The organism is Streptomyces sp. NPDC104367, from assembly GCF_055583825.1.
The window spans coordinates 16,014-37,913 of sequence record NZ_JBVJND010000044.1; the positions used below are offsets into that span (position 1 = coordinate 16,014).

Consider the following 21,900-nt stretch of genomic DNA (forward strand, 5'->3'; position numbering starts at 1 on the left):
GCCCCGCGCACGGTCCCGGCCGCCGCCCGGCTCATCCCGCGAAGGCCTCCGCGAACGCCCCCGAACTCTGCTTCACACCACTGCAGTTGGTGGCCGCGTCGTCCTGGTTGGACTGCCCGTCCTCGCACTGCACATCGCGGAACGTCGACCACATCGAGACCCAGGCGATCTCCTTCTCCTCGGCGAACGACCGCACGTCCGCCGCGTCCGAGAGAGTGAACGTCTCCCCGTCCACGTCGTTCACCCCGATCATCGAGGTCAGCGCCATCCCCTGCCAGGCCGCCGCGTCCGACAGCCCGAACACCTTCTTCAGCTGCGTGTGCGTGGCCTTGGCCGAGGTGACCGCGTAGTCGCCCATGTCGCCGCCGTACGACTCGCCGTAGTTCATGGTCATGATGTTGACCGTGGAGACCTGCACGTCGTACGTGTTCGCGGACTCCAGCAGCGCGAGGCCGTCGGAGTCGAGCCCGGACGGCATCACGGGCAGGGTGAAGGAGACCTTCAGGCCGGGGCGTTCCTCCTGGAGCCGCGCGATCGCCTCGGAGCGCAGGGCGACCGAGTCGGAGTCGGTGAGGGTGTCGCCCTCGATGTCGAAGTCGGCCTGGCTGGAGCCCGCGGCGTCCAGCGCGGCGCCGTACGCGGCGGCGAGCTCCGACACGCTGGAGCAGGTCGTCGCCAGCTCCTTGCCCGAGGCACCGCCGAAGGACACCCGGACGGTCGCGCCGTCCTGCTTCAGCTTCGATATCCGGGACTTCACGGCCGAGTTCCCGATCGCCGTCGTCCCGTTCCAGGCCGGCGTACAGCTGCTGCCGCTGGAGATCACGAAGGCGAGGTTGTACGTCGACGGGGAGCCGGAGGCGTCCGTGTCGGCGGCCTCCGTCGCGCTCACGTAGGGCGCGTACGAGGTGCTCGACGTGTTCGATCCGCCGGTCTCGTCCGGCGACGCCGAACTCCCCTTCGAGGGCGCGGGAGCCGCGTCCGACGTGCTGTCGGAGGCCGAGGAGCACCCCGTGACTGCCATGGCAAACAGGCAGGTAAGCCCAGCCGCCGGCCTCAGGAAACTCCGCATTAAGATGCACCCGCTCTCGTGATTTGCGTCTCAGGCTCGAAACAAAGCCTGATTCGAAAGGAAAACGTCTCACACGCTCATGGTGTTCAACGGTCCGATCGATACATAGAAAACTCATGGAATGAAAGGTGTGAATCGGGCTGATTGGGTCAGCTCAAAAGGGGTGTTCGGGCTGTTACCCCTCCCCTATCACACTCGCAGGTGTTCATAGAATCTCTCAGTGAAAAGACAGGTTAAGGCGTTTCTCATGGGCGCCTCACAAGAACCCCGCAGGCGGTCACATAAAGACTCCCTAATATCTGCGGAATGCAATCCGAGCCTGCCATCGAAAGCCGCGCCACCGGGCGCGGTCGCCGCCGCAAACAAGGCAACGGGTCTGCCGAGGGGCCCGTGTTCGTCGACTCCTCCGGACGCCGGTCCAAGGTGCTGCGCCGCGTCGGCATCCTCCTCGGTGTCGTCTGCCTCGCCTACACGGGAGTGCTCGGCGCCGCCTTCATGGGCTGGGGCACCTCGCTGACCCCGGACTCCCTGATCCCCGACTTCGCGCGCAGCGGCAGCGTTCCCGGCGGCGAGCGCCCCCAGGGCGGCATCGGCCGGCAGGCCGGCCTGCCCAGCGGCGTCCCCTCCGCACCGCCCTCGGCCACCGCCACCCCGTCCGCCTCCGCATCCGCCACCGCCGACTGACCGGAAACGCAGGCCTCTCCCCATGACTACACCGACGTCCGCACGCCGCCGCAGGCGTGCCCCCTCCCGCATCGAGCGGGCGGCGGGCCGGGCCGCGGCGCTGCAGAAACCACGTGTCATCCTCGCGCTGCTCCTCCTGCTGGCGCTGACCTGCGTGATGCTGCTCGACGGCTATCTGCGCGCAGAGGTCGGCGGCGACGAGCGCATCCGCACCGGCGCCAGCTCCAGCAAGGTGCCCGACAAGATCATCGACGGCGGGCCGATCCTCACCTTCCGGGGCGGCCAGGCGACGACCGTCTCCGTCCCCTCCAAGACCATCGCGCTCACCTTCGACGACGGCCCGAACCCGACCTGGACACCGCAGGTCCTCAAGATCCTCGAAGAGTACGACGTGCCCGGCACGTTCTTCCTGGTCGGCTCGATGGTCTCGCGCTACCCGAGCATCGTGAAGTCGATGGTGCAGCAGGGCAACGAGGTCGGCATCCACACCTTCACGCACGTCGACCTGTCGTACCAGAGCGACGCCCGCGTCAACCGTGAGATGCAGCAGACCCAGCTCGCCCTCGCCGGCGCGGCCGGGATCACGACGACGCTCTTCCGCGCCCCGTACTCCTCGGAGACGGACGCCATCGACAACTACAGCTGGCCCGTCTACCAGAAGCTCGGCAAGGAGGGCTACACCAGCGTCTTCGTCGACACCGACAGCGACGACTGGAAGAAGCCGGGCGTCTCGAAGATCATCAAGTGGGCCACGCCGAAGAAGAACAAGGGCGCCTCGGTCCTCTTCCACGACGCCGGCGGCGAGCGCTCGCAGACGATCAAGGCGCTGCCGCAGTACATCAAGAAGATGAAGGCGAAGGGCTACACCTTCACCACCATCAGCGGCGTCATCGAGAAGAACGGCGGCGCCGGCGGGCAGGCCTCCTCCGCGGGCACCGGCTCGCAGAGCGCGAGCGGCGACACCGCCACCGGGGTCACCGAGGCCGGTGCCCTCGCCGGCACGGGCGCCAGCGGCAGTGGCAGCGGCTCGGGCTCGCAGTCCGGCGGGACCACTCCGAACGGCGAGAGCGCCCCGACCGGCGGGACGGGCACGGTCCCCGACGGCGGGAGCGGCACCACCGTCAACCTGCTCCAGGCCGCGCACCGCACGGCCTCCGGCATGACCCTCTACGAGGGCAAGGGGCTCATCGCGGCGGTCGCGATAGCCGAGTGGGCCCTGCCGGTCCTCTCCTATCTGCTGCTGGTCGTCGGCATCGCGGTGATGGGCCGGTTCGGGATGATGCTGCTCATCGCCCGCCGCCACTACAGACAGCGCAACAAACGCCGGTTCAGCTGGGGGCCGACGGTCACCGGGCCGGTGAGCGTGATCGTCCCGGCGTACAACGAGAAGGAGTGCATCGCCAACACCCTGGAGTCGCTGGCGCAGAGCACCCACCCGATCGAGGTCATCGTCGTCGACGACGGCTCCACGGACGGCACCTCGGAGATCGCCCGCGCCGCCGCCGACAAGCTCGGCATGGCCAACGTCCGGGTCATCCGGCAGGAGAACGCGGGCAAGCCGGCCGCCCTCAACAACGGTGTCCGCAACGCCACGTACGACATCGTCATCATGATGGACGGCGACACCGTCTTCGAGCCGGACGCGGTGCACCAGTTGGTGCAGCCGTTCGCCGACCCCGAGGTCGGCGCGGTCGCGGGCAACGCCAAGGTCGGCAACCGCAACACGATCATCGGCGCCTGGCAGCACATCGAGTACGTGATGGGCTTCAACCTGGACCGCCGCATGTACGACCTGCTGCGCTGCATGCCGACCATCCCCGGCGCGATCGGCGCCTTCCGCCGCGACGCGGTCCTCCAGGTCGGCGGCATGAGCGAGGACACCCTCGCCGAGGACACCGACATCACCATCGCCATGCACCGCGCGGGCTGGCGGGTCGTCTACCAGGAGCACGCCAAGGCCTGGACGGAGGCGCCCGGTTCGCTCAAGCAGCTGTGGTCCCAGCGCTACCGCTGGTCCTACGGCACCATGCAGGCCCTCTGGAAGCACCGCAAGTCCCTCACGGACAAGGGGCCCTCGGGCCGATTCGGCCGCGTCGGCATGCCCCTGGTGGTGCTCTTCCAGATCGTCACACCGGTCTTCGCGCCCCTCATCGACGTCTTCACGGTCTACTCCATGATCTTCGTCGACTTCCAGGCGGCCCTGCTGGCCTGGTTCGCCGTCCTCGGCATCCAGCTGGCCTGCGCGGCCTACGCGTTCCGCCTGGACAAGGAGAAGTACCGCTACCTCCTGATGATGCCGCTCCAGCAGCTGGCCTACCGTCAGATGATGTACCTGGTCCTCATCCACTCCTGCATCACCGCCCTCACCGGCGGCCGCCTGCGCTGGCAGAAGCTCAAGCGCACGGGCGAGGTCGGCACCCCGGCGGGGGTGAGCGGCTGATGACCTGGGAGCAGCAGCAGCCGTACCAGCAGGGCTACGGCTACGACCCCTACGGCGGCGGCCAGCAGCCGTACGCGCAGCAGCAGCCGTATCAGCAGCAGCAGCCGTATCAGCAGCAACAGCCGTATCCGCAGCAACAGCAGTACACCGACTACGGCTACGCCCCGGCGGCGGAGCAGACGGCTCCGCTCCCGCCGGTGGCGGAGCCGGAACCGGAGCCGGCATCGGGGCCGGCATCGGGGCCCGCACCCGCACCCGAGCCCGTACCGGAGCCGGCGCCCGTCGCCGAGGAGCCCCGGTCCGGGCCGGCCGCCGCCCAGCGGCCCGGGGGCACCGGCCGGGACCGCTACTTCGACACCCTCCGCGCGGTCGCCCTGGTCCGGGTCGTGACCTACCACACCTTCGGGTGGGCCTGGTGCGGCCTGGTCTTCCCCTCCATGGGCATCATGTTCGGCCTGGCCGGCACGCTGATGGCGAAGTCCCTGGAGCGGCCCGCGCTGAAGGTGGTCAGGAGCCGCATGCGGCGGCTCCTGCCGCCGTTCTGGTTCTGGGGCTTCTTCGTGGTCCTGGCGATGCTGATCCACGACTGGATGCCCGGCTGGGAGATCGTCTACTGGGTCGTGCCGCTCGGCGACCCGCCGGGCAACGCCTGGGGCGAGCAGGCCTGGGAGATCCTCTGGTACCTGCGGACCTACCTCTGGTTCGTGCTGCTCTCCCCGGGCCTGCTGTGGATCTTCCGCAAGGCCCCGGTCCCGGTGCTGCTGGCGTCCCTGGCCCCGATCCTGGTGCTGAACTTCGTCTGGTCGGGCCCGGACAACCGCTTCGGCAGCGCCCTGTGGGACCTGTCGACGTACCTCTTCTGCTGGATCCTCGGCTTCGCCCACCGCGACGGCGTGCTCCAGCGGATGAAGCCGGCCCTGGTGGTCGTCGCCTCGCTCGCCGCGCTCGGCTACGGCGGCTGGTACGCCCTCTCGCACCAGGCCGACTTCGGCACCTACGACCTGGACGAGAACCCCCTCGCACAGGCCTTCTGGTCGGCCGGGTTCGTGATGCTGCTGATGTGGGCGAAGGCCTATTTCAAGATCGACTTCGCCTGGCTGACCCGCTTCCGGCGGCTCGACCGGACCGTCACGGTCTTCAACGCCCGCGCCGTGACGATCTACCTCTGGCACGAGATCGCGCTGGTCCTCGCGGTCCCGCTGATCGACCAGATGTGGAACGTGCCCGCCTTCGAGAAGTGGCTCCCGCTGGAGAGCCAGTGGTTCATGTTCGGCGTCGGCTGGATCCTGATCGCGCTCTTCGTCCTGCTGTGCGGCTGGGTGGAGGACGTGGCCGGGAAGAAGAAGCCCAGGCTTCTTCCCTGAGGAGGTGCTGCAAGAATGGCTGGCGTGACCCGCGCCTCCCTGAACAAGCAGCCGCACGAAGTCGCCTCGATGTTCGACGACGTGGCGGAACGGTACGACCTGACCAACGACGTGCTGTCGCTGGGCCAGGACCGGCAGTGGCGGAAGGAGGTCGCCAGGGCGGTCGACGCGCGCCCCGCGCAGAAGATCCTGGACCTGGCGGCCGGCACGGGCACCTCCTCCCAGCCGTTCGCCCGGGCCGGCGCCTTCGTCGTGCCCTGCGACTTCTCCCTCGGGATGCTCCAGGTCGGCAAGCGCCGCACCTCCTGGATGCCCTTCACCGCCGGCGACGCCACCAAGCTGCCGTTCAAGGACGACACCTTCGACGCCGTGACGATCTCCTTCGGGCTGCGCAACGTCCAGGACACCGACGCCGCCCTGCGCGAGATGTACCGGGTGACGCGGCCCGGCGGCCGGGTCGTGATCTGCGAGTTCTCGCACCCGACCTGGGCGCCCTTCCGGACCGTCTACACCGAGTACCTGATGCGCGCCCTGCCCCCGGTGGCCCGCGCGGTCTCCTCCAACCCGGACGCCTACGTCTATCTCGCCGAGTCCATCCGCGCCTGGCCCGACCAGCCCGCGCTGGCCGGACGGCTGCGCGAGGCGGGCTGGTCCAAGGTGGCCTGGCGCAACCTCACCGGCGGGGTCGTCGCCCTGCACCGCGGCTTCAAGGCGGCCTGAACCCCGGGAGGGGTCCCGGCCGGGGCCGCGGCCGCGGCCTCACAGGCTGCTCACCTCGAAGGCGTCCCCGGGCCGGTCCAGCTCCCGTTGCAGCCCGCCCGAGGGCGGCCGTGGGACGCGCGGCTCGCGCACGCCGCCACCGCCCTCGCCGTCACCGAAGTCGAACCACACGTAGACCATCGAGTCCCGTGGCACCTCGGCCCCGGGCTGCGGGAACTGGCGTACGACGTAATCGACGACCGTGAGATGGAAGTCCGGCCGGTCCGGCGCGTTCAGGAACAGACCCCGCGCCCGTGCTGTCTCGCGCGCGTCCACGGCCATCAGGCCGACCAGCCGTGGCACACGAATGTCGGGTGTTTTGGGTGTTATGGACACAGATGTCACCCCCAGCGGTACTGGAAGGGTAACCCCCGGAACACGGCCGCCGGAAGCGTCAAGTGTCTTTCTGTAACAGATCGTTACTCTGTGTAGTCGGTCCCGGTGTGCCGCAGGTCGAGCCGGAAGCAGAGGGCGTCCTCCGGAAGGCTCGGGTGCGGGAAGCTCCCGGCCGGCCGCATCCCGAGGCGCCGGGTCACCGCGACGGACCGCTCGTTCCCCGGCCGCACCATCGCCACCACCTCCGGCACGCCCGCCGCCCGCAGCCGTTCCAGCGTCATCAGCGCCGCCGCCGTCGCGTAGCCCTGGCCCCAGTACTCCCGGGCGAGCCGCCAGCCGATCTCTATCTCGCCCGTGGGTCCCCAGTCCCGCGGCCACGGCTGGGCGCCGGTGAAGCCGATGACGCGCCCGGACTCCTCCGTCATCGTCCACAGGCAGAAGCCGAGTTCCGCGTCGTGCCGGCGCTGCCGGGCGGTGAGCTCCTCGTAGACGGACAGCTCCGCGGCCCGGCCGCCGTGAAACTCCATGACGTCCGGGTCGTCGAAGATCCGGTGCCAGGCGAACGCGTCCTCGTGCGTGGGCACACGCAGCCGTACCGCGGGGAGAGCTCGGTTCACAGGGGCAGCCCTTCAGCCGGGTGATCAGTACCGCTGAATAGACTGCCCATGTCCAGTGCCGGTCGGCACGCAGATTTCGAGCCTTGGGGAGACCCTGCCGTGACCGAGCCCCTCTCCGAAAACACCGCCGATGTCATCGTCGTCGGCGCGGGGCCAGCCGGCTCCACGACGGCGTACCACCTCGCCAAGTCCGGCCTCGACGTCCTCCTGCTGGAGAAGACCGAGTTCCCGCGCGAGAAGGTGTGCGGTGACGGCCTCACCCCGCGCGCCGTGAAACAGCTGGTCGCGATGGGCGTCGACATCTCCGAGGAGGCCGGCTGGCTGCGCAACAAGGGCCTGCGCATCATCGGCGGCGGCACCCGTCTCCAGCTGGACTGGCCGGATCTCGCCTCCTTCCCCGACTACGGCCTCGTCCGCAAACGGGACGACTTCGACGAACAGCTCGCCCGCCAGGCCCAGAAGGCCGGCGCCCGCCTCTTCGAGCGCTGCAACGTCGGCGCCCCGATCGTCGACGACCGCACCGGCCGGATCACCGGCGTGCACGCCAAGCTCGGCGAGGAGAAGCGCGAAGTCACCTTCCACGCGCCCCTCGTGGTGGCCGCCGACGGCAACTCCACCCGGCTCTCCCTCGCGATGGGCCTGCACCGCCGCGAGGACCGCCCGATGGGCGTCGCCGTCCGGACCTACTTCACCTCCCCCCGTCACGAGGACGACTACCTGGAGTCCTGGCTGGAACTCTGGGACCGCCGCGGCGCCCAGGACCGCCTGCTGCCCGGCTACGGCTGGATCTTCGGCATGGGCGACGGCACCTCCAACGTCGGCCTCGGCGTCCTGAACACCTCCGACTCCTTCAAGGAACTGGACTGGCGCGAGGTCCTCAAGGCCTGGTGTGCCTCCATGCCCGAGGAGTGGGGCTACACCCCCGAGAACATGACCGGCCCCATCCGCGGCGCCGCCCTCCCCATGGCCTTCAACCGCCAGCCCCACTACACGCGCGGCCTGCTCCTCGTCGGTGACGCCGGCGGCCTGGTGAACCCCTTCAACGGCGAGGGCATCGCCTACGCCATGGAGTCCGGCGCGACCGCCGCCGAGGTCATCGTCCAGGCGCACGCGCGGGCCACGCCCAGCGGGCGGGAAATGGCCCTCCAGCGCTACCCGCGCATCCTCAAGGACACCTACGGCGGCTACTACACGCTGGGCCGCGCCTTCGTGAAGCTCATCGGCAACCCGAAGGTCATGCAGATCGCGGCCCAGCGCGGCCTGACCCACCCGCTGCTGATGAAGTTCACCCTCAAGCTCCTGGCGAACCTCACCGACCCGACCGGCGGCGACGCGATGGACCGCATCATCAACGGCCTGAGCAAGGTGGCCCCGAAGGCGTGAGCGGCGTAGTGCGGTGAGCGGCGTTACGAGGTCGGCGTCGCTATGAGGTGAGCTACGAGGTGAGCTACGAGGTGAGGGCCTCGATGTTGGCGGAGCGGCGGGCGTGGACGGACACCCGCCGCTCCGCCACCTGCCGCAGCGCTTCCCGTCGCTCCCGCTTGGACAGCCGGTCGAGATACACGCGTCCGTTCACATGGTCGGTCTCGTGCGCCAGACAGCGGGCGAAATACCCCGTTCCCTCGACGGTGAGCGGATTGCCGTCCTTGTCCTGCCCGCGCACGACCGCCCGGTCCGGCCGCGGTACCTCCATCGTGGCACCCGGTACCGACAGGCAGCCCTCGCCGTCGTCGAGCAGCCGTCGCCCGGCCGGGTCCTGTTCCTCCAGTACGGGGTTGACGATGTGTCCGACATGTCGGACACCTTCGTCGTCGGGGCAGTCGTACACGAACAGGCTCAGACCGACCCCCACTTGGTTGGCCGCGAGGCCGGCTCCGTCGGCGATGTACATCGTGAGGAACATGTCGTCGATGAGCGCGGCGAGGTCGGGCCCGAACTCCGTGACGTCCCGGCACGGCCTGTGCAGGACCTCTTCGCCGGTCTCGGCGATCCGGCGCACCGAGCCGCGCAGGGACTCGGGGGCGTGCCGGGGGTAGTGGTCCACGGGGTTTCCCTGGACGAAGACGCGTGGCATCGCGGTGTCTCCTTCTCGGATCCGGGGCCGCTCCGTGCGAGCGGCCCGTGTCGAGCATCCCAGGAGTCACCGGGTGGGCGCGGGGCCTGTGGAAAACGTGCGCGACCGTCTGTGGAGAACGCGCGTGACGGCCTGTGGAGGACGTATGCGACGGCCTGTGGAGAAGGCGCGCGACGGCCTGTGGAGAACGTGCGCGGGCAGCCGGAAGGGCCGCTGCCCCCGAGCGGCTGCGGCCCTTCCGTGCTGGTGCGTCGCCCCTTGGTCAGAGCACGCGGACCGCGCCGGTCGGCGGGTCGTAGGACAGGGGGTGCTCACCGACGCCGCTGGACGGGTTCTGGGCGCCGACGAACATGCCGTCGCCGACGTACACCGCCACGTGGTAGGCGCTGCCGGCGCTGCCCCAGTACAGGATGTCGCCCGGCTGGAGGTTGCTCAGCGAGACCTGGGTGCCCTGCGTCGACTGGTCCTGGGAGACGCGCGGCAGGCTGACGCCGACCGACTTGAAGGCGGCCTGGACCAGACCCGAGCAGTCCCACGAGTTGGGGCCCGTGCCGCCGGAGACGTAGGCGTCGCCGATCTGCGCCTTCACGAAGGCGACCACCGCGGCCGCGGAACCGGTCGCCGTGGACGTGCTCGTGGAGCTGCTGGAGCTCGCGGAGGTGGCGGTGAGGGTCGAACGCTCGGCGTTGCGCGAGGCACGCTCCGCGGCCGCCTTGCGGGCTTCCTCGGCCTTCTTCTTGGCCGTGGCCTTCGCGTCGGCGAGGTCCGCCTTGGCCTGCTTCGCGGCCTTCGTGGCGGCCGCGTCGCGCTCGGCCTGGAGCGAGTAGTTCGCCGCGGCCTGCTGCGTGGCGTCGGCGGACTGGGCCACCTGGGTGGCCAAGTCGGCCGTCAGGATGGGCAGTTCGAGCGTCTGCGTCACGGGTTCGGCGGCACTCGCCGAGGCCGCGCCCGCCGCTGCCATGCCGAGGACGCCACTGGCAACTCCGGCACGCACGGCGATGTTTGTCGTCGCGCTGCGGCGGGGCTTCCGGTGGCTGCGTATGTGAGCGGTGTGGGACATGGGAACAACCGGTATCAGGGGCTCCTTCATATCTACAAGAAACGTGTGCTGCGCCACAGTTGCTCAATCCGGTCGGTGAATCCCGCGCGCGTCTTTCCTTATTGACGCCGTAACGGACATTGCGGACGCCGGTGATCACGCCCGTGATCACGCTCTTTCGCTATTAAGTCCTAATTGCCCCCCGCCTACCATCGGTTGAGATGGTTGGCCAAGCCCGGTTCTCAGAGGTCTCTCATCAATGTGGCGGAGGTCACGGAACGGTCACCGGGGGCGGGGCGTCTCGCGCGAAGCCGGGACGGAGATCGAGTCCGGCCGGGCTCGTGAACGCGTGCACGCGTCCACATCGCGCCCCGCACCTCCCTCCGGGGTGTGAACGCGGCGCACTATCAGGGCGTCCCGTCCATCACCAATTTGCATGCAGGGGAACCCTCTTGATATAGAGACGCTCGCTCGAAATCCCCTCCGACCTGCGGTGATAATCAAAAATGTCACTTCTCGTGATCAGCTGAACGCTTCGGGTGTGAAGATCACTACTCATCCGACTTCATGATCGATCGTCAGGTGGTGGAGATCACAAAGCTTGTGTAATACCCCGTGTCGCAGATCACAGAGCGGCGGGCATAAGATGCGAGGCAGTTGGGCTTGTGACCTGCTTCACATGTTCGCGATCTTCGCCCGGGACGCGCGGGGTTCGTGTGACTGACGAGGCGGGTGTGGCCCGACCGAACCGCCACCAGTCAGTGCCGACTGAGAGGAGCGAGGAGCGGTGAACGCGTATGCGCCCATCCTCGTACTGGGAGCCCTCGGGGCAGGCTTTGCGATCTTCTCCGTGGTCATGGCCACGCTGATCGGTCCGAAGCGGTACAACCGCGCCAAACTCGAAGCCTACGAGTGCGGTATCGAGCCGACCCCCACGCCGGCCGGCGGCGGGCGTTTCCCGATCAAGTACTACCTGACGGCGATGCTCTTCATCGTCTTCGACATCGAGATCGTCTTCCTCTACCCCTGGGCCGTCACCTTCGACGCCCTGGGTGTTTTCGGGCTCGTGGAGATGCTGCTCTTCGTGCTCACCGTCTTCGTCGCGTACGCGTACGTATGGCGGCGCGGCGGCCTGGAATGGGACTGAGGGGTCTTTGGACATGGGACTCGAAGAAAAGCTGCCGAGCGGATTCCTGCTGACCACCGTCGAGCAGGCCGCGGGCTGGGTGCGCAAGGCGTCCGTCTTCCCCGCCACCTTCGGCCTCGCCTGCTGCGCCATCGAGATGATGACGACCGGGGCCGGCCGCTACGACCTGGCACGCTTCGGCATGGAGGTCTTCCGCGGCTCACCCCGCCAGGCGGATCTCATGATCGTCGCCGGCCGGGTCAGCCAGAAGATGGCGCCCGTCCTGCGACAGGTCTACGACCAGATGCCCAATCCCAAGTGGGTGATCTCCATGGGCGTCTGCGCCTCCTCGGGCGGCATGTTCAACAACTACGCGATCGTCCAGGGCGTCGACCACGTCGTTCCCGTGGACATCTATCTGCCCGGCTGCCCGCCGCGCCCCGAGATGCTGTTGGACGCGATCCTCAAGCTCCACCAGAAGATCCAGTCCTCCAAGCTCGGCGTCAACGCCGCGGAAGCGGCCCGCGAGGCGGAGGAGGCGGCGCTCAAGGCCCTGCCCACGATCGAGATGAAGGGGCTGCTGCGGTGAGCGACGCGAACGGCCACAACGGGGTCAACCCCGAGAAGGACCTCGCCGCCGACAACCTCCCGGGCCAGCGCGGCCAGGGCGGCGAGGAGATCCGCGTCCAGCGCGGCATGTTCGGTGCCGACAACGGCGGGGACACCTCCGGCTACGGCGGCCTGGTCCGCTCGGTCAGGCTCCCGGGACCGGCGACCCGCCCCTACGGCGGCTGGTTCGACGAGGTCGCCGACGAGCTGGAGGGCGCACTGGAGGAACAAGGACTCCTCCCGGACAACGCGATCGAGAAGACGGTCGTCGACCGCGGCGAGCTGACCTTCCACATCGAACGCGAGCACCTGCCGCGCGTCGCCCGCACCCTGCGCGACGACCCGGCGCTCCGCTTCGAGCTGTGCACCGGCGTCAGCGGCGTCCACTACCTCCACGACAAGGGCCGCGAGCTGCACGCCGTCTACCACCTGCGCTCCATCACCCACAACAGGCTGATCCGCCTGGAGGTCAGCGCCCCGGACGCCGACCCGCACATCCCGTCCCTGGTCGCGGTCTACCCGACCAACGACTGGCACGAGCGGGAGACCTACGACTTCTTCGGGATCGTCTTCGACGGCCACCCGGCCCTCACGCGGATCATGATGCCGGACGACTGGCAGGGCCACCCGCAGCGCAAGGACTACCCCCTCGGCGGCATCGCCGTCGAGTACAAGGGCGCCCAGATCCCGGCTCCGGACCAGCGGAGGTCGTACTCGTGAGTACACAGTCAGCAGCCGCGGCCGCCTCGGCCCGCGAAACCACCGAGGGCACCGTATACACGGTCACCGGCGGGGACTGGGACGAGATCGTCCAGTCCGCGGCCCGCGCCGACGACGAACGCATCGTCGTCAACATGGGGCCCCAGCACCCGTCCACCCACGGAGTGCTCCGCCTCATCCTGGAGATCGACGGCGAGACGGTCACCGAGGCCCGCTGCGGCATCGGCTACCTCCACACCGGCATCGAGAAGAACCTCGAGTTCCGCACGTGGACCCAGGGCACCACGTTCGTGACGCGCATGGACTACCTGACGTCCTTCTTCAACGAGACCGCCTACTGTCTCGCCGTCGAGAAGCTCCTCGGCATCGAGGACCAGATCACCGAGCGCGCCAAGATCATCAGGGTGCTCCTGATGGAGCTGAACCGACTCTCCTCCCACCTGGTCTGCATCGCCACCGGCGGCATGGAACTCGGCGCCACCACGATCATGATCTACGGGTTCCGCGATCGTGAAATGATTCTCGATCTCTACGAGCTCATCACGGGCCTGCGCATGAACCACGCGTACATCCGGCCCGGCGGACTCGCCCAGGACCTGCCGCCCGGCGCGGTGGACCAGATCCGCGAGTTCGTGAAGAAGATGCGGAAGAACCTCCCGGAGTACGACAAGCTCGCCACCGGGAACCCCATCTTCAAGGCCCGCATGCAGGACGTCGGCTACCTCGACCTGGCCGGCTGCATGGCCCTCGGCGCGACGGGCCCGATCCTGCGCTCCACCGGCCTCCCGCACGACCTGCGCAAGGCCCAGCCCTACTGCGACTACGAGACCTACGACTTCGAGGTCGCCGTCGCCGACACCTGCGACTCCTACGGCCGCTTCCTGATCCGCCTGGAGGAGATGCGCCAGTCGCTCAGGATCGTCGAGCAGTGCCTGGACCGGCTGCAGCCCGGCCCGGTCATGGTCGCCGACAAGAAGATCGCCTGGCCCGCCCAGCTCGCCCTGGGCCCCGACGGTCTCGGCAACTCCCTCGACCACATCAAGAAGATCATGGGCACCTCCATGGAGGCCCTGATCCACCACTTCAAGCTGGTCACCGAGGGCTTCCGGGTCCCGCCCGGCCAGGCCTACGCGGCCGTCGAGTCCCCCAAGGGCGAACTCGGCGTGCACGCCGTGTCCGACGGCGGCACCCGCCCCTTCCGGGTCCACTTCCGCGACCCGTCCTTCACCAACCTTCAGGCCATGGCGGCGATGTGCGAGGGCGGCCAGGTCGCCGACGTCATCGTCGCCGTCGCGTCCATCGACCCCGTGATGGGAGGCGTCGACCGGTGACCACCTCTTCCTCGGAGCGCGGAATCAGCCTGGGCATGCCCGAACTGCCCGCGCCCGCGTATCCCGACGACGTCCGGGCCCGCCTGGAGACGGACGCGCGCGACATCATCGCCCGCTACCCCGACTCCCGGTCCGCCCTGCTGCCGCTGCTGCACCTCGTGCAGGCGGAGGATGGCCACGTCACCCGCACCGGGATGCAGTTCTGCGCGGACGTGCTGAAGCTGACCACGGCCGAGGTCACCGCCGTCGCCACCTTCTACACCATGTACCGGCGCAGGCCCTCCGGCGACTACCAGGTGGGCGTCTGCACCAACACGCTGTGCGCGGTGATGGGCGGCGACGCGATCTTCGAGACCCTCCAGGAGCACCTGGGCGTCGGCAACGGCGGCACCACCGACGACGGCAAGGTCACCCTGGAGCACATCGAGTGCAACGCGGCCTGCGACTTCGCCCCCGTCGTGATGGTCAACTGGGAGTTCTTCGACAACCAGAGCCCCGCGAGCGCCAAGCGCCTGGTCGACGACCTGCGGGCCGGCCGGGACGTCGAGCCCACCCGCGGGGCCCGCGTGTGCACCTTCAAGGAGACCGCGCGTATCCTCGCCGGCTTCCCCGACGAACGGCCCGGAGCCGTCGAGGAGAGCGGCAGCGCCGGACCCGCCTCACTGGTCGGCCTGCGCCTGGCCAGGGGAGAGACCGCACCTCCGCGCGTGGTCCATCCGCGCGCCCAGGGACCGCAAGAAGCACCGTCCGCAGAGGAGGGGGAGTGATGACGGTGGTACCCGACCTCAAGGACACCAGTCCCGAGAAGCTGCTCGCACCCGTGCTGTCGGCCTTCTGGGACGAGGACCGGTCCTGGACGCTCGACGTCTACCGGAGGCACGAGGGGTACGAGGGGCTCCGCAAGGCGCTCGCCATGTCGCCGGACGACCTGATCGCCTATGTGAAGGACTCCGGACTGCGCGGCCGCGGCGGCGCGGGATTCCCCACCGGGATGAAGTGGCAGTTCATCCCGCAGGGAGACGGCAAGCCCCACTATCTGGTTGTCAACGCCGACGAATCGGAGCCCGGGACCTGCAAGGACATCCCGCTCCTCTTCGCGAACCCGCACAGCCTCATCGAGGGCATCGTGATCGCGTGCTACGCCATCCGGTCGTCGCATGCCTTCATCTATCTGCGTGGTGAGGTCGTCCCCGTCCTGCGGCGGTTGCACGAGGCCGTGCGCGAGGCCCACGCGGCCGGATACCTCGGCGAGAACATCCTGGGCAGCGGACTCGATCTCCAGCTCACCGTGCACGCCGGCGCCGGCGCGTACATCTGCGGTGAGGAGACCGCGCTGCTCGACTCGCTCGAGGGCCGCCGCGGTCAACCGCGGCTCCGTCCTCCCTTCCCTGCTGTCGAAGGGCTCTACGCCTGCCCGACTGTTGTGAACAACGTCGAGTCCATCGCCTCGGTTCCCGCCATCCTCAACAACGGCAAGGAATGGTTCAGGTCGATGGGGAGCGAGAAGTCACCCGGCTTCACGCTCTACTCGCTCAGCGGCCACGTCGCCAGTCCCGGCCAGTACGAGGCACCGCTCGGCATCACCCTGCGCCAGCTCCTCGACATGAGCGGCGGGATGCGGCCCGGCCACCGCCTCAAGTTCTGGACGCCCGGCGGCTCCTCGACACCGATGTTCACGGACGAGCACCTCGACGTCCCCCTCGACTACGAGGGCGTGGGCGCCGCCGGCTCCATGCTGGGCACCAAGGCGCTCCAGTGCTTCGACGAGACCACCTGCGTGGTGCGCGCCGTCACCCGCTGGACCGAGTTCTACGCCCACGAGTCCTGCGGCAAGTGCACTCCCTGCCGCGAGGGCACCTACTGGCTCGTGCAGTTGCTGCGCGACATCGAGGCCGGCAAGGGCGTCATGTCCGACCTCGACAAGCTGAACGACATCGCCGACAACATCAACGGCAAGTCCTTCTGCGCCCTCGGCGACGGCGCGGCATCCCCGATCTTCTCCTCGCTGAAGTACTTCCGCGAGGAGTACGAGCAGCACATCACGGGCCGGGGCTGCCCCTTCGACCCGGCCAAGTCGACGGCCTGGGCGGACCGCCCGGAGGTGAACGCATGACCGTGACCACGAGTTCCCCCTCCTCCGGGGGAACGGCGGCGGTCCCGCCGGAGGACCTCGTCACGCTGACGATCGACGGCGCCGAGATCAGCGTGCCCAAGGGTACCCTGGTCATCCGCGCCGCCGAGGAACTCGGCATCGAGATCCCCCGGTTCTGCGACCACCCCCTGCTCGACCCGGCCGGCGCCTGCCGCCAGTGCATCGTCGAGGTCGAGGGCCAGCGCAAGCCCATGGCGTCCTGCACCATCACCTGCACCGACGGCATGGTGGTCAAGACCCACCTCACCTCCCCGGTCGCCGAGAAGGCCCAGCACGGGGTGATGGAGCTGCTGCTCATCAACCACCCGCTGGACTGCCCGGTCTGCGACAAGGGCGGTGAGTGCCCACTGCAGAACCAGGCGATGTCGCACGGCAACGCCGAGTCCCGCTTCGACGGCAAGAAGCGCACCTACGCCAAGCCCGTCCCGATCTCCACCCAGGTACTCCTCGACCGCGAGCGGTGCGTGCTCTGCGCCCGCTGCACCCGGTTCTCCAACCAGGTCGCCGGCGACCCGATGATCGAGCTGATCGAGCGCGGCGCGCTCCAGCAGGTCGGCACCGGCGAGGGCGACCCGTTCGAGTCGTACTTCTCCGGGAACACCATCCAGATCTGCCCGGTGGGCGCGCTGACCTCGGCGGCGTACCGCTTCCGCTCCCGGCCCTTCGACCTGATCTCCTCGCCGTCCGTGTGCGAGCACTGCTCCGGCGGCTGCGCCACCCGCACCGACCACCGGCGCGGCAAGGTCATGCGGCGGCTCGCCGCCAACGACCCCGAGGTCAACGAGGAGTGGATCTGCGACAAGGGGCGCTTCGCGTTCCGGTACGCGCAGCAGAAGGACCGCCTGGAGACCCCGCTGGTCCGAAACGCCCAGGGCGTCCTCGAACCCGCCTCCTGGCCGGAGGCGCTGGACGCCGCCGCCCGGGGCCTGGCCGCCGCCCGCTCCCGGGCCGGCGTCCTGACCGGCGGCCGGCTCACCGTCGAGGACGCCTATGCGTACAGCAAGTTCGCGCGCGTGGCGCTCGACACCAACGACATCGACTTCCGCGCGCGCGTGCACGGCAGCGAGGAGGCCGACTTCCTCGCCGCCCGGGTCGCCGGCCGCGGCCGTGACCTCGACGGTACGGGCGTCACCTACACCGCCCTGGAGAAGGCGCCCGCCGTCCTCCTGGTCGGGTTCGAGTCGGAGGAGGAGGCGCCCGGCGTCTTCCTGAGGCTGCGCAAGGCCTGGCGCAAGCGCAAGCAGAAGGTGTTCTCGCTCGCCACCCACGCCACGCGCGGCCTGGAGAAGACGGGCGGCGTCCTGCTGCCGGCCGCCCCCGGCACCGAGACCGAGTGGCTGGACGCCCTCGCGAGCGGCGTCGGCCTCGAAGAGCCGGGCACCCTGGCCGCCGAGGCGCTGCGCGCCGACGGAGCGGTGATCGTCGTCGGAGAGCGGCTGGCGTCCGCCGCGGGCGGGTTCACCGCCGCCGTACGGGCCGCCACCGCCACCGGAGCCCAGCTGGTGTGGATCCCGCGGCGGGCCGGCGAGCGCGGCGCGATCGAGGCGGGCGCGCTGCCGTCGCTGCTGCCGGGCGGCCGCCCGGCCACCGACCCGCGCGCGCGTGAGGAGGTCGCCGCCGTCTGGGGGGTGGCCGAACTCCCGCTCCGCTACGGCCGCGACACCGGCCAGATCGTCGAGGCCGCCGCCCGGGGCGAACTGTCCGCCCTGGTGGTCGCCGGCGTCGAGGTCGCCGACCTGCCCGACCCGGCACGCGCGCGTGCGGCCCTCGAAGGCGTCGGCTTCCTGGTCTCGCTGGAGCTGCGGCCCAGCGAGGTCACCGAGCACGCCGACGTCGTCCTCCCGGTCGCCGCCGTTCCCGAGAAGGCCGGCACCTTCCTCAACTGGGAGGGCAGGGCACGCCTCTTCGAGGCCGCCCTCAAGCCCGACCAGATGACCCGCAGGCTCCCGCCCACCGACGCGCGCGTGCTCCAGATGCTCGCCGACGCCATGGACGTCCACCTGGGCCTGCCGGACCTGCGCACCGCCCGCGCGGAGCTGGACCGGCTCGGCGCCTGGAGCGGTCCGAGGGCGTCCGAGCCCATGGAGAGCTCGGTGTCGCTGCCCAGGCCCGCGGCCGGTGAGGCCGTGCTCGCCGGACACCGGCTCCTCCTCGACCAGGGTCTCCTCCAGGACGGCGACGAGGCCCTCGCCGGCACCCGGCACGCCGCCCACGCGCGCGTGTCGGCCGCGACGGCCGCCGAGGCGGGCGTCGGGAACGGCGGCCTGCTCGCCGTCACCGGAGCCTCCGGCACCGTCGAACTCCCGCTCCGGATCACCGAGATGCCCGACCGCGTGGTCTGGCTCCCGCTGAACTCCGTCGGCGGCGGTGTCGCCTCCGACACCGGGACGTCCCCCGGCTCCCTCGTCCGCATCGGCCCGGCGGCCACCGCCGGTGAGGCACCCAAGGAGGTGGAGGCATGACCCCGTACCTCGCCGCTGAAGACCTCTCCATGTTCGGCCGCGACCCCTGGTGGCTGGTCGTCGTCAAGGCGGTGTTCTGCTTCGCCTTCCTGATGGTGACCGTGCTCTTCTCCATCGTCTGGGAGCGCAAGGTCGTCGCCTGGATGCAGCTGCGCATCGGCCCCAACCGGCACGGCCCCTGGGGCATGCTCCAGTCGCTCGCCGACGGCATCAAGCTGATGCTCAAGGAAGACGTCATCGTCAAACGCGCGGACAAGGCCGTCTACGTCCTCGCGCCGATCGTCGCGGCCATCCCGGCCTTCATGGCGATCGCGGTGATCCCGTTCGGGCCCGCCGACAACGAGGTCTCGATCTTCGGCACCCGCACCGCGATGCAGCTCACCGACCTGCCGATCGCGATGCTCTACATCCTCGCCGTCGCCTCCGTCGGCATCTACGGCATCGTCCTCGCGGGCTGGAGCTCGGGATCGACGTACCCGCTCCTCGGCGGCCTGCGCTCCTGCGCGCAGATGATCTCCTACGAGATCGCCATGGGCGCCGCGTTCGCCTCCGTCTTCGTCTACTCCGGCTCCATGTCGACGTCGACGATCGTCGAACAGCAGCAGGGCCGCTGGTACATCCTGCTGCTGCCGGTCTCCTTCATCATCTACGTCGTCACCATGGTCGGCGAGACCAACCGCGCCCCGTTCGACATGCCGGAGTCCGAGGGCGACCTGGTCGGCGGCTTCAACACCGAGTACTCGTCGATCAAGTTCGCGATGTTCATGCTCGCCGAGTACGTCAACATGGTCACCGTCTCCGCCGTGTCGACCACCCTGTTCCTGGGCGGCTGGCGCGCCCCCTGGCCGATCAGCGCCTTCTGGGAGGGCGCCAACCACGGCTGGTGGCCGCTGCTCTGGTTCGTCATCAAGGTCCAGTTGCTGCTGTTCTTCTTCATCTGGCTGCGCGGCACGCTCCCGCGCGTGCGCTACGACCAGCTGATGAAACTCGGCTGGAAGGTCCTCATCCCGGTCTCCGTCGTCTGGCTGATGCTGGTCGCGACCGTGAGGACCCTCCGCAACGAGAACTACGACTTCGCCGACATCGCCCTCTACGTCGGCGGCGGAGTCCTCGCGCTGCTGCTCCTGTCCTTCGTCGCCGACATCTTCCGCGACAAGGGCAAGGAAGCCGCGCAGTCCGCCGCCGAACCGGCCGGGTTCGACCCCATGGCGGGCGGGTTCCCCGTACCACCGCTGCCCGGACAGGAACTGCCGCCGGTGCCCAGGCGCGGCTCGCGCCGGGAGCGGGAGCTGATTGTCAGTGGCGGGCCGGACACTGTCAGTGACGGATCTACGGATGGAAAGGAGGCGTCCGATGGCTGAGGAGCCCAAGGAGACCCAACCCGGTTTCCAGAACCCCGTGGCCGGCTTCGGCGTGACCTTCAAGGCCATGTTCAAGAAGCGGCTGACCGAGCAGTACCCGGAGCAGAAGAAGACCACGGCCCCGCGGTTCCACGGACGGCACCAGCTCAACCGCCATCCGGACGGCCTGGAGAAGTGCGTCGGCTGCGAACTGTGCGCCTGGGCCTGCCCCGCCGACGCCATCTACGTCGAGGGCGCCGACAACACCGACGAGGAGCGCTACTCGCCGGGCGAGCGGTACGGCCGCGTCTACCAGATCAACTACGCCCGCTGCATCCTGTGCGGCCTGTGCATCGAAGCGTGTCCCACGCGCGCGCTGACGATGACCAACGAGTTCGAACTGGCCGACAGCAGCCGCGCCAACCTCATCTACACCAAGGAACAACTGCTCGCCGGCCTCGACGAGGGCATGGTCGACACCCCGCACGCGATCTTCCCGGGAACCGACGAACAGGACTACTACCGCGGCCTGGTGACCGAGGCCGCGCCCGGCACCGTACGGCAGACCGCCGTCTCCAAGGGGGAGCCGCAGCCGTCGGCAGAGCCTTCGGGCGCGGCGGAAGACCAGGAGGTGCAGGCATGAGCCCGCAACTCGCCGCCTACACCACCTCCACCGGCGAGGCCTTCCAGTTCTGGGTCCTCGGCACCGTCGCGGTGATCGGCGCCCTGTGCACCGTCTTCATGCGCAAGGCCGTGCACAGCGCGCTCTGCCTCGCCGGGACCATGATCGTCCTGGCGGTGTTCTACCTCGCCAACGGCGCTTATTTCCTCGGTGTCGTGCAGATCGTCGTCTACACCGGCGCGATCATGATGCTGTTCCTCTTCGTGGTGATGCTGGTCGGCGTGACCGCCGCCGACTCCCTGAAGGAGACCATCAAGGGCCAGCGCTGGCTGGCCCTTCTCTGCGGGGCCGGCTTCGGCGTCCTGCTCCTCGCGGGCATCGCCAACGCCTCACTCAAGGACTTCGACGGCATCGGCCAGGCCAACGCCAACGGCAACGTGGAGGGCCTCGCCGCCCTCATCTTCACCAAGTACGTCTTCGCCTTCGAGATCACCGGCGCCCTGCTCATCACGGCCGCCGTCGGCGCCATGGTGCTCACCCACCGCGAGCGCACCGAGCGCGCCATGACCCAGCGCGAGCTGTCCGAGCAGCGCGTCCGCGAAGGCAAGCACGTGCCGCCGCTGCCCGCCCCCGGCGTCTACGCCCGGCACAACGCCGTGGACATCGCCGGTCTGCTGCCCGACGGCACCCCGTCCGAGCTCACGGTCAGCAGGACGCTGCGCGACCGAGGCCAGATCCGCGACGTCTCCGCGGAAGCGCTGAGCGACCTGCGGGCCCTGGAACAGCGCGCCGAGGACCGGCTGGAGCGGACCCCGATCGAGCCGGCGAACCTCAAGCGGTCCGAGGAGGCGTCCAAGTGAACCCGGTCTACTACCTCTATCTCGCCGCCCTGTTGTTCACCATCGGCGCCACCGGTGTGCTCATCAGACGGAACGCGATCGTCGTCTTCATGTGCATCGAGCTGATGCTGAATGCCTGCAACCTCGCGTTCGTCGTCTTCTCCCGCATGCACGGCAATCTCGACGGCCAGATCATCGCCTTCTTCACGATGGTCGTCGCCGCCGCGGAGGTCGTGGTCGGGCTCGCGATCATCGTGTCGCTGTTCCGTACCCGCCACTCGGCCTCGGTCGACGACGCCAGCCTGATGAAGCTGTAG

21 protein-coding genes are annotated in these 21,900 nt (G+C 69.3%); 16 read left to right on the top strand and 5 right to left on the bottom strand.

From position 1 onward, the window contains the following. Positions 1-31: 31 nt before the first annotated feature. Positions 32-1,069: a chitinase gene (locus ACZ619_RS40760; protein ID WP_469610515.1), complete on the bottom strand. Its 1,038-nt coding sequence runs from the start codon at positions 1,067-1,069 to the stop codon at positions 32-34. Positions 1,070-1,375: 306 nt separating this feature from the next. On the opposite strand from ACZ619_RS40760, the gene ACZ619_RS40765 reads away from it, so the two are divergent. The 4 genes from ACZ619_RS40765 to ACZ619_RS40780 are packed head-to-tail and all read left to right on the top strand — an operon-like array spanning position 1,376 to position 6,277. Next, positions 1,376-1,753 (top strand): hypothetical protein, encoded by a 378-nt coding sequence (locus ACZ619_RS40765; protein ID WP_469610518.1) that lies wholly within the window; start codon positions 1,376-1,378, stop codon positions 1,751-1,753. Between the two features lie 22 nt (positions 1,754-1,775). Continuing rightward, positions 1,776-4,193 (top strand): bifunctional polysaccharide deacetylase/glycosyltransferase family 2 protein, encoded by a 2,418-nt coding sequence (locus tag ACZ619_RS40770; protein ID WP_469610521.1) that lies wholly within the window; start codon positions 1,776-1,778, stop codon positions 4,191-4,193. Further along, positions 4,193-5,557, top strand: a complete 1,365-nt coding sequence (locus ACZ619_RS40775; protein WP_469610524.1) for an acyltransferase family protein — start codon at positions 4,193-4,195, stop codon at positions 5,555-5,557. Before ACZ619_RS40770 ends, ACZ619_RS40775 begins: the two co-directional genes overlap by 1 nt. Positions 5,558-5,581: 24 nt before the next feature. Continuing rightward, positions 5,582-6,277, top strand: a complete 696-nt coding sequence (locus tag ACZ619_RS40780; RefSeq protein WP_469610609.1) for a demethylmenaquinone methyltransferase — start codon at positions 5,582-5,584, stop codon at positions 6,275-6,277. 39 nt (positions 6,278-6,316) lie between these two features. On the opposite strand, the gene ACZ619_RS40785 is transcribed toward ACZ619_RS40780, so the two are convergent. Next, a complete protein-coding gene (locus ACZ619_RS40785) occupies positions 6,317-6,625 on the bottom strand; it encodes a PASTA domain-containing protein (protein WP_469610611.1) in 309 nt (102 codons plus the stop codon). 110 nt (positions 6,626-6,735) lie between these two features. After that, entirely contained in the window at positions 6,736-7,269 is a 534-nt protein-coding gene (locus ACZ619_RS40790) for a GNAT family N-acetyltransferase (protein ID WP_469610527.1), read from the bottom strand. 48 nt (positions 7,270-7,317) lie between these two features. Between ACZ619_RS40790 and ACZ619_RS40795 the strand changes: the two genes are divergently transcribed. Next, complete coding sequence (locus ACZ619_RS40795; RefSeq protein ID WP_469610530.1) at positions 7,318-8,652, top strand: geranylgeranyl reductase family protein; 1,335 nt, start codon at positions 7,318-7,320, stop codon at positions 8,650-8,652. A 64-nt stretch (positions 8,653-8,716) separates the two neighbouring features. Here the strand turns inward: ACZ619_RS40795 and def are convergent, their stop codons facing one another. Together def and ACZ619_RS40805 are read right to left on the bottom strand one after the other, a co-directional pair. Beyond that, positions 8,717-9,343 carry a peptide deformylase gene (def, locus tag ACZ619_RS40800; RefSeq protein ID WP_469610533.1) on the bottom strand — a complete coding sequence of 209 codons (627 nt, stop codon included), beginning with the start codon at positions 9,341-9,343 and terminating at the stop codon, positions 8,717-8,719. Between the two features lie 262 nt (positions 9,344-9,605). Then, the gene (locus ACZ619_RS40805) at positions 9,606-10,403 is read right to left on the bottom strand and encodes a C40 family peptidase (protein ID WP_469610534.1); all 798 of its coding nucleotides are present in this window, start codon (positions 10,401-10,403) and stop codon (positions 9,606-9,608) included. Between the two features lie 766 nt (positions 10,404-11,169). Between ACZ619_RS40805 and ACZ619_RS40810 the strand changes: the two genes are divergently transcribed. From ACZ619_RS40810 to nuoK, 11 genes are read left to right on the top strand one after another with little or no spacing between them, the layout of a single operon-like run. Next, complete coding sequence (locus ACZ619_RS40810) at positions 11,170-11,529, top strand: NADH-quinone oxidoreductase subunit A (protein WP_007383963.1); 360 nt, start codon at positions 11,170-11,172, stop codon at positions 11,527-11,529. A 13-nt stretch (positions 11,530-11,542) separates the two neighbouring features. Beyond that, a complete protein-coding gene (locus ACZ619_RS40815; RefSeq protein WP_469610536.1) occupies positions 11,543-12,097 on the top strand; it encodes a NuoB/complex I 20 kDa subunit family protein in 555 nt (184 codons plus the stop codon). Next, positions 12,094-12,837 carry an NADH-quinone oxidoreductase subunit C gene (locus ACZ619_RS40820; protein ID WP_469610538.1) on the top strand — a complete coding sequence of 248 codons (744 nt, stop codon included), beginning with the start codon at positions 12,094-12,096 and terminating at the stop codon, positions 12,835-12,837. The genes ACZ619_RS40815 and ACZ619_RS40820 overlap by 4 nt, the downstream gene beginning before the upstream one ends. Then, the gene (locus ACZ619_RS40825) at positions 12,834-14,168 is read left to right on the top strand and encodes an NADH-quinone oxidoreductase subunit D (RefSeq protein ID WP_469610540.1); all 1,335 of its coding nucleotides are present in this window, start codon (positions 12,834-12,836) and stop codon (positions 14,166-14,168) included. Before ACZ619_RS40820 ends, ACZ619_RS40825 begins: the two co-directional genes overlap by 4 nt. Beyond that, a complete protein-coding gene (gene nuoE, locus ACZ619_RS40830) occupies positions 14,165-14,935 on the top strand; it encodes an NADH-quinone oxidoreductase subunit NuoE (RefSeq protein WP_469610542.1) in 771 nt (256 codons plus the stop codon). The genes ACZ619_RS40825 and nuoE overlap by 4 nt, the downstream gene beginning before the upstream one ends. Continuing rightward, complete coding sequence (gene nuoF, locus ACZ619_RS40835; protein WP_469610545.1) at positions 14,935-16,281, top strand: NADH-quinone oxidoreductase subunit NuoF; 1,347 nt, start codon at positions 14,935-14,937, stop codon at positions 16,279-16,281. The genes nuoE and nuoF overlap by 1 nt, the downstream gene beginning before the upstream one ends. After that, the gene (locus ACZ619_RS40840; RefSeq protein WP_469610547.1) at positions 16,278-18,782 is read left to right on the top strand and encodes an NADH-quinone oxidoreductase subunit G; all 2,505 of its coding nucleotides are present in this window, start codon (positions 16,278-16,280) and stop codon (positions 18,780-18,782) included. The genes nuoF and ACZ619_RS40840 overlap by 4 nt, the downstream gene beginning before the upstream one ends. Further along, positions 18,779-20,143, top strand: a complete 1,365-nt coding sequence (gene nuoH / locus ACZ619_RS40845; RefSeq protein WP_469610549.1) for an NADH-quinone oxidoreductase subunit NuoH — start codon at positions 18,779-18,781, stop codon at positions 20,141-20,143. The genes ACZ619_RS40840 and nuoH overlap by 4 nt, the downstream gene beginning before the upstream one ends. Further along, on the top strand, positions 20,136-20,765 hold the full coding sequence (gene nuoI, locus ACZ619_RS40850; protein WP_469610551.1) for an NADH-quinone oxidoreductase subunit NuoI: 630 nt from the start codon (positions 20,136-20,138) through the stop codon (positions 20,763-20,765). The genes nuoH and nuoI overlap by 8 nt, the downstream gene beginning before the upstream one ends. Continuing rightward, positions 20,762-21,604, top strand: a complete 843-nt coding sequence (locus ACZ619_RS40855; protein WP_469610554.1) for an NADH-quinone oxidoreductase subunit J — start codon at positions 20,762-20,764, stop codon at positions 21,602-21,604. The genes nuoI and ACZ619_RS40855 overlap by 4 nt, the downstream gene beginning before the upstream one ends. Beyond that, the gene (gene nuoK, locus ACZ619_RS40860; protein ID WP_046726439.1) at positions 21,601-21,900 is read left to right on the top strand and encodes an NADH-quinone oxidoreductase subunit NuoK; all 300 of its coding nucleotides are present in this window, start codon (positions 21,601-21,603) and stop codon (positions 21,898-21,900) included. The genes ACZ619_RS40855 and nuoK overlap by 4 nt, the downstream gene beginning before the upstream one ends.

Bases quoted from the DNA above. Each gene is read 5' to 3' on its own strand.
- ACZ619_RS40760 (WP_469610515.1), bottom strand. From the start codon at position 1,069: ATGCGGAGTTTCCTGAGGCCGGCGGCTGGGCTTACCTGCCTGTTTGCC.
- ACZ619_RS40765 (WP_469610518.1), top strand. From the start codon at position 1,376: ATGCAATCCGAGCCTGCCATCGAAAGCCGCGCCACCGGGCGCGGTCGC.
- ACZ619_RS40770 (WP_469610521.1), top strand. From the start codon at position 1,776: ATGACTACACCGACGTCCGCACGCCGCCGCAGGCGTGCCCCCTCCCGC.
- ACZ619_RS40775 (WP_469610524.1), top strand. From the start codon at position 4,193: ATGACCTGGGAGCAGCAGCAGCCGTACCAGCAGGGCTACGGCTACGAC.
- ACZ619_RS40795 (WP_469610530.1), top strand. From the start codon at position 7,318: ATGTCCAGTGCCGGTCGGCACGCAGATTTCGAGCCTTGGGGAGACCCT.
- def (WP_469610533.1), bottom strand. From the start codon at position 9,343: ATGCCACGCGTCTTCGTCCAGGGAAACCCCGTGGACCACTACCCCCGG.
- ACZ619_RS40805 (WP_469610534.1), bottom strand. From the start codon at position 10,403: ATGTCCCACACCGCTCACATACGCAGCCACCGGAAGCCCCGCCGCAGC.
- ACZ619_RS40815 (WP_469610536.1), top strand. From the start codon at position 11,543: ATGGGACTCGAAGAAAAGCTGCCGAGCGGATTCCTGCTGACCACCGTC.
- nuoF (WP_469610545.1), top strand. From the start codon at position 14,935: ATGACGGTGGTACCCGACCTCAAGGACACCAGTCCCGAGAAGCTGCTC.
- ACZ619_RS40840 (WP_469610547.1), top strand. From the start codon at position 16,278: ATGACCGTGACCACGAGTTCCCCCTCCTCCGGGGGAACGGCGGCGGTC.
- nuoH (WP_469610549.1), top strand. From the start codon at position 18,779: ATGACCCCGTACCTCGCCGCTGAAGACCTCTCCATGTTCGGCCGCGAC.
- nuoI (WP_469610551.1), top strand. From the start codon at position 20,136: ATGGCTGAGGAGCCCAAGGAGACCCAACCCGGTTTCCAGAACCCCGTG.
- ACZ619_RS40855 (WP_469610554.1), top strand. From the start codon at position 20,762: ATGAGCCCGCAACTCGCCGCCTACACCACCTCCACCGGCGAGGCCTTC.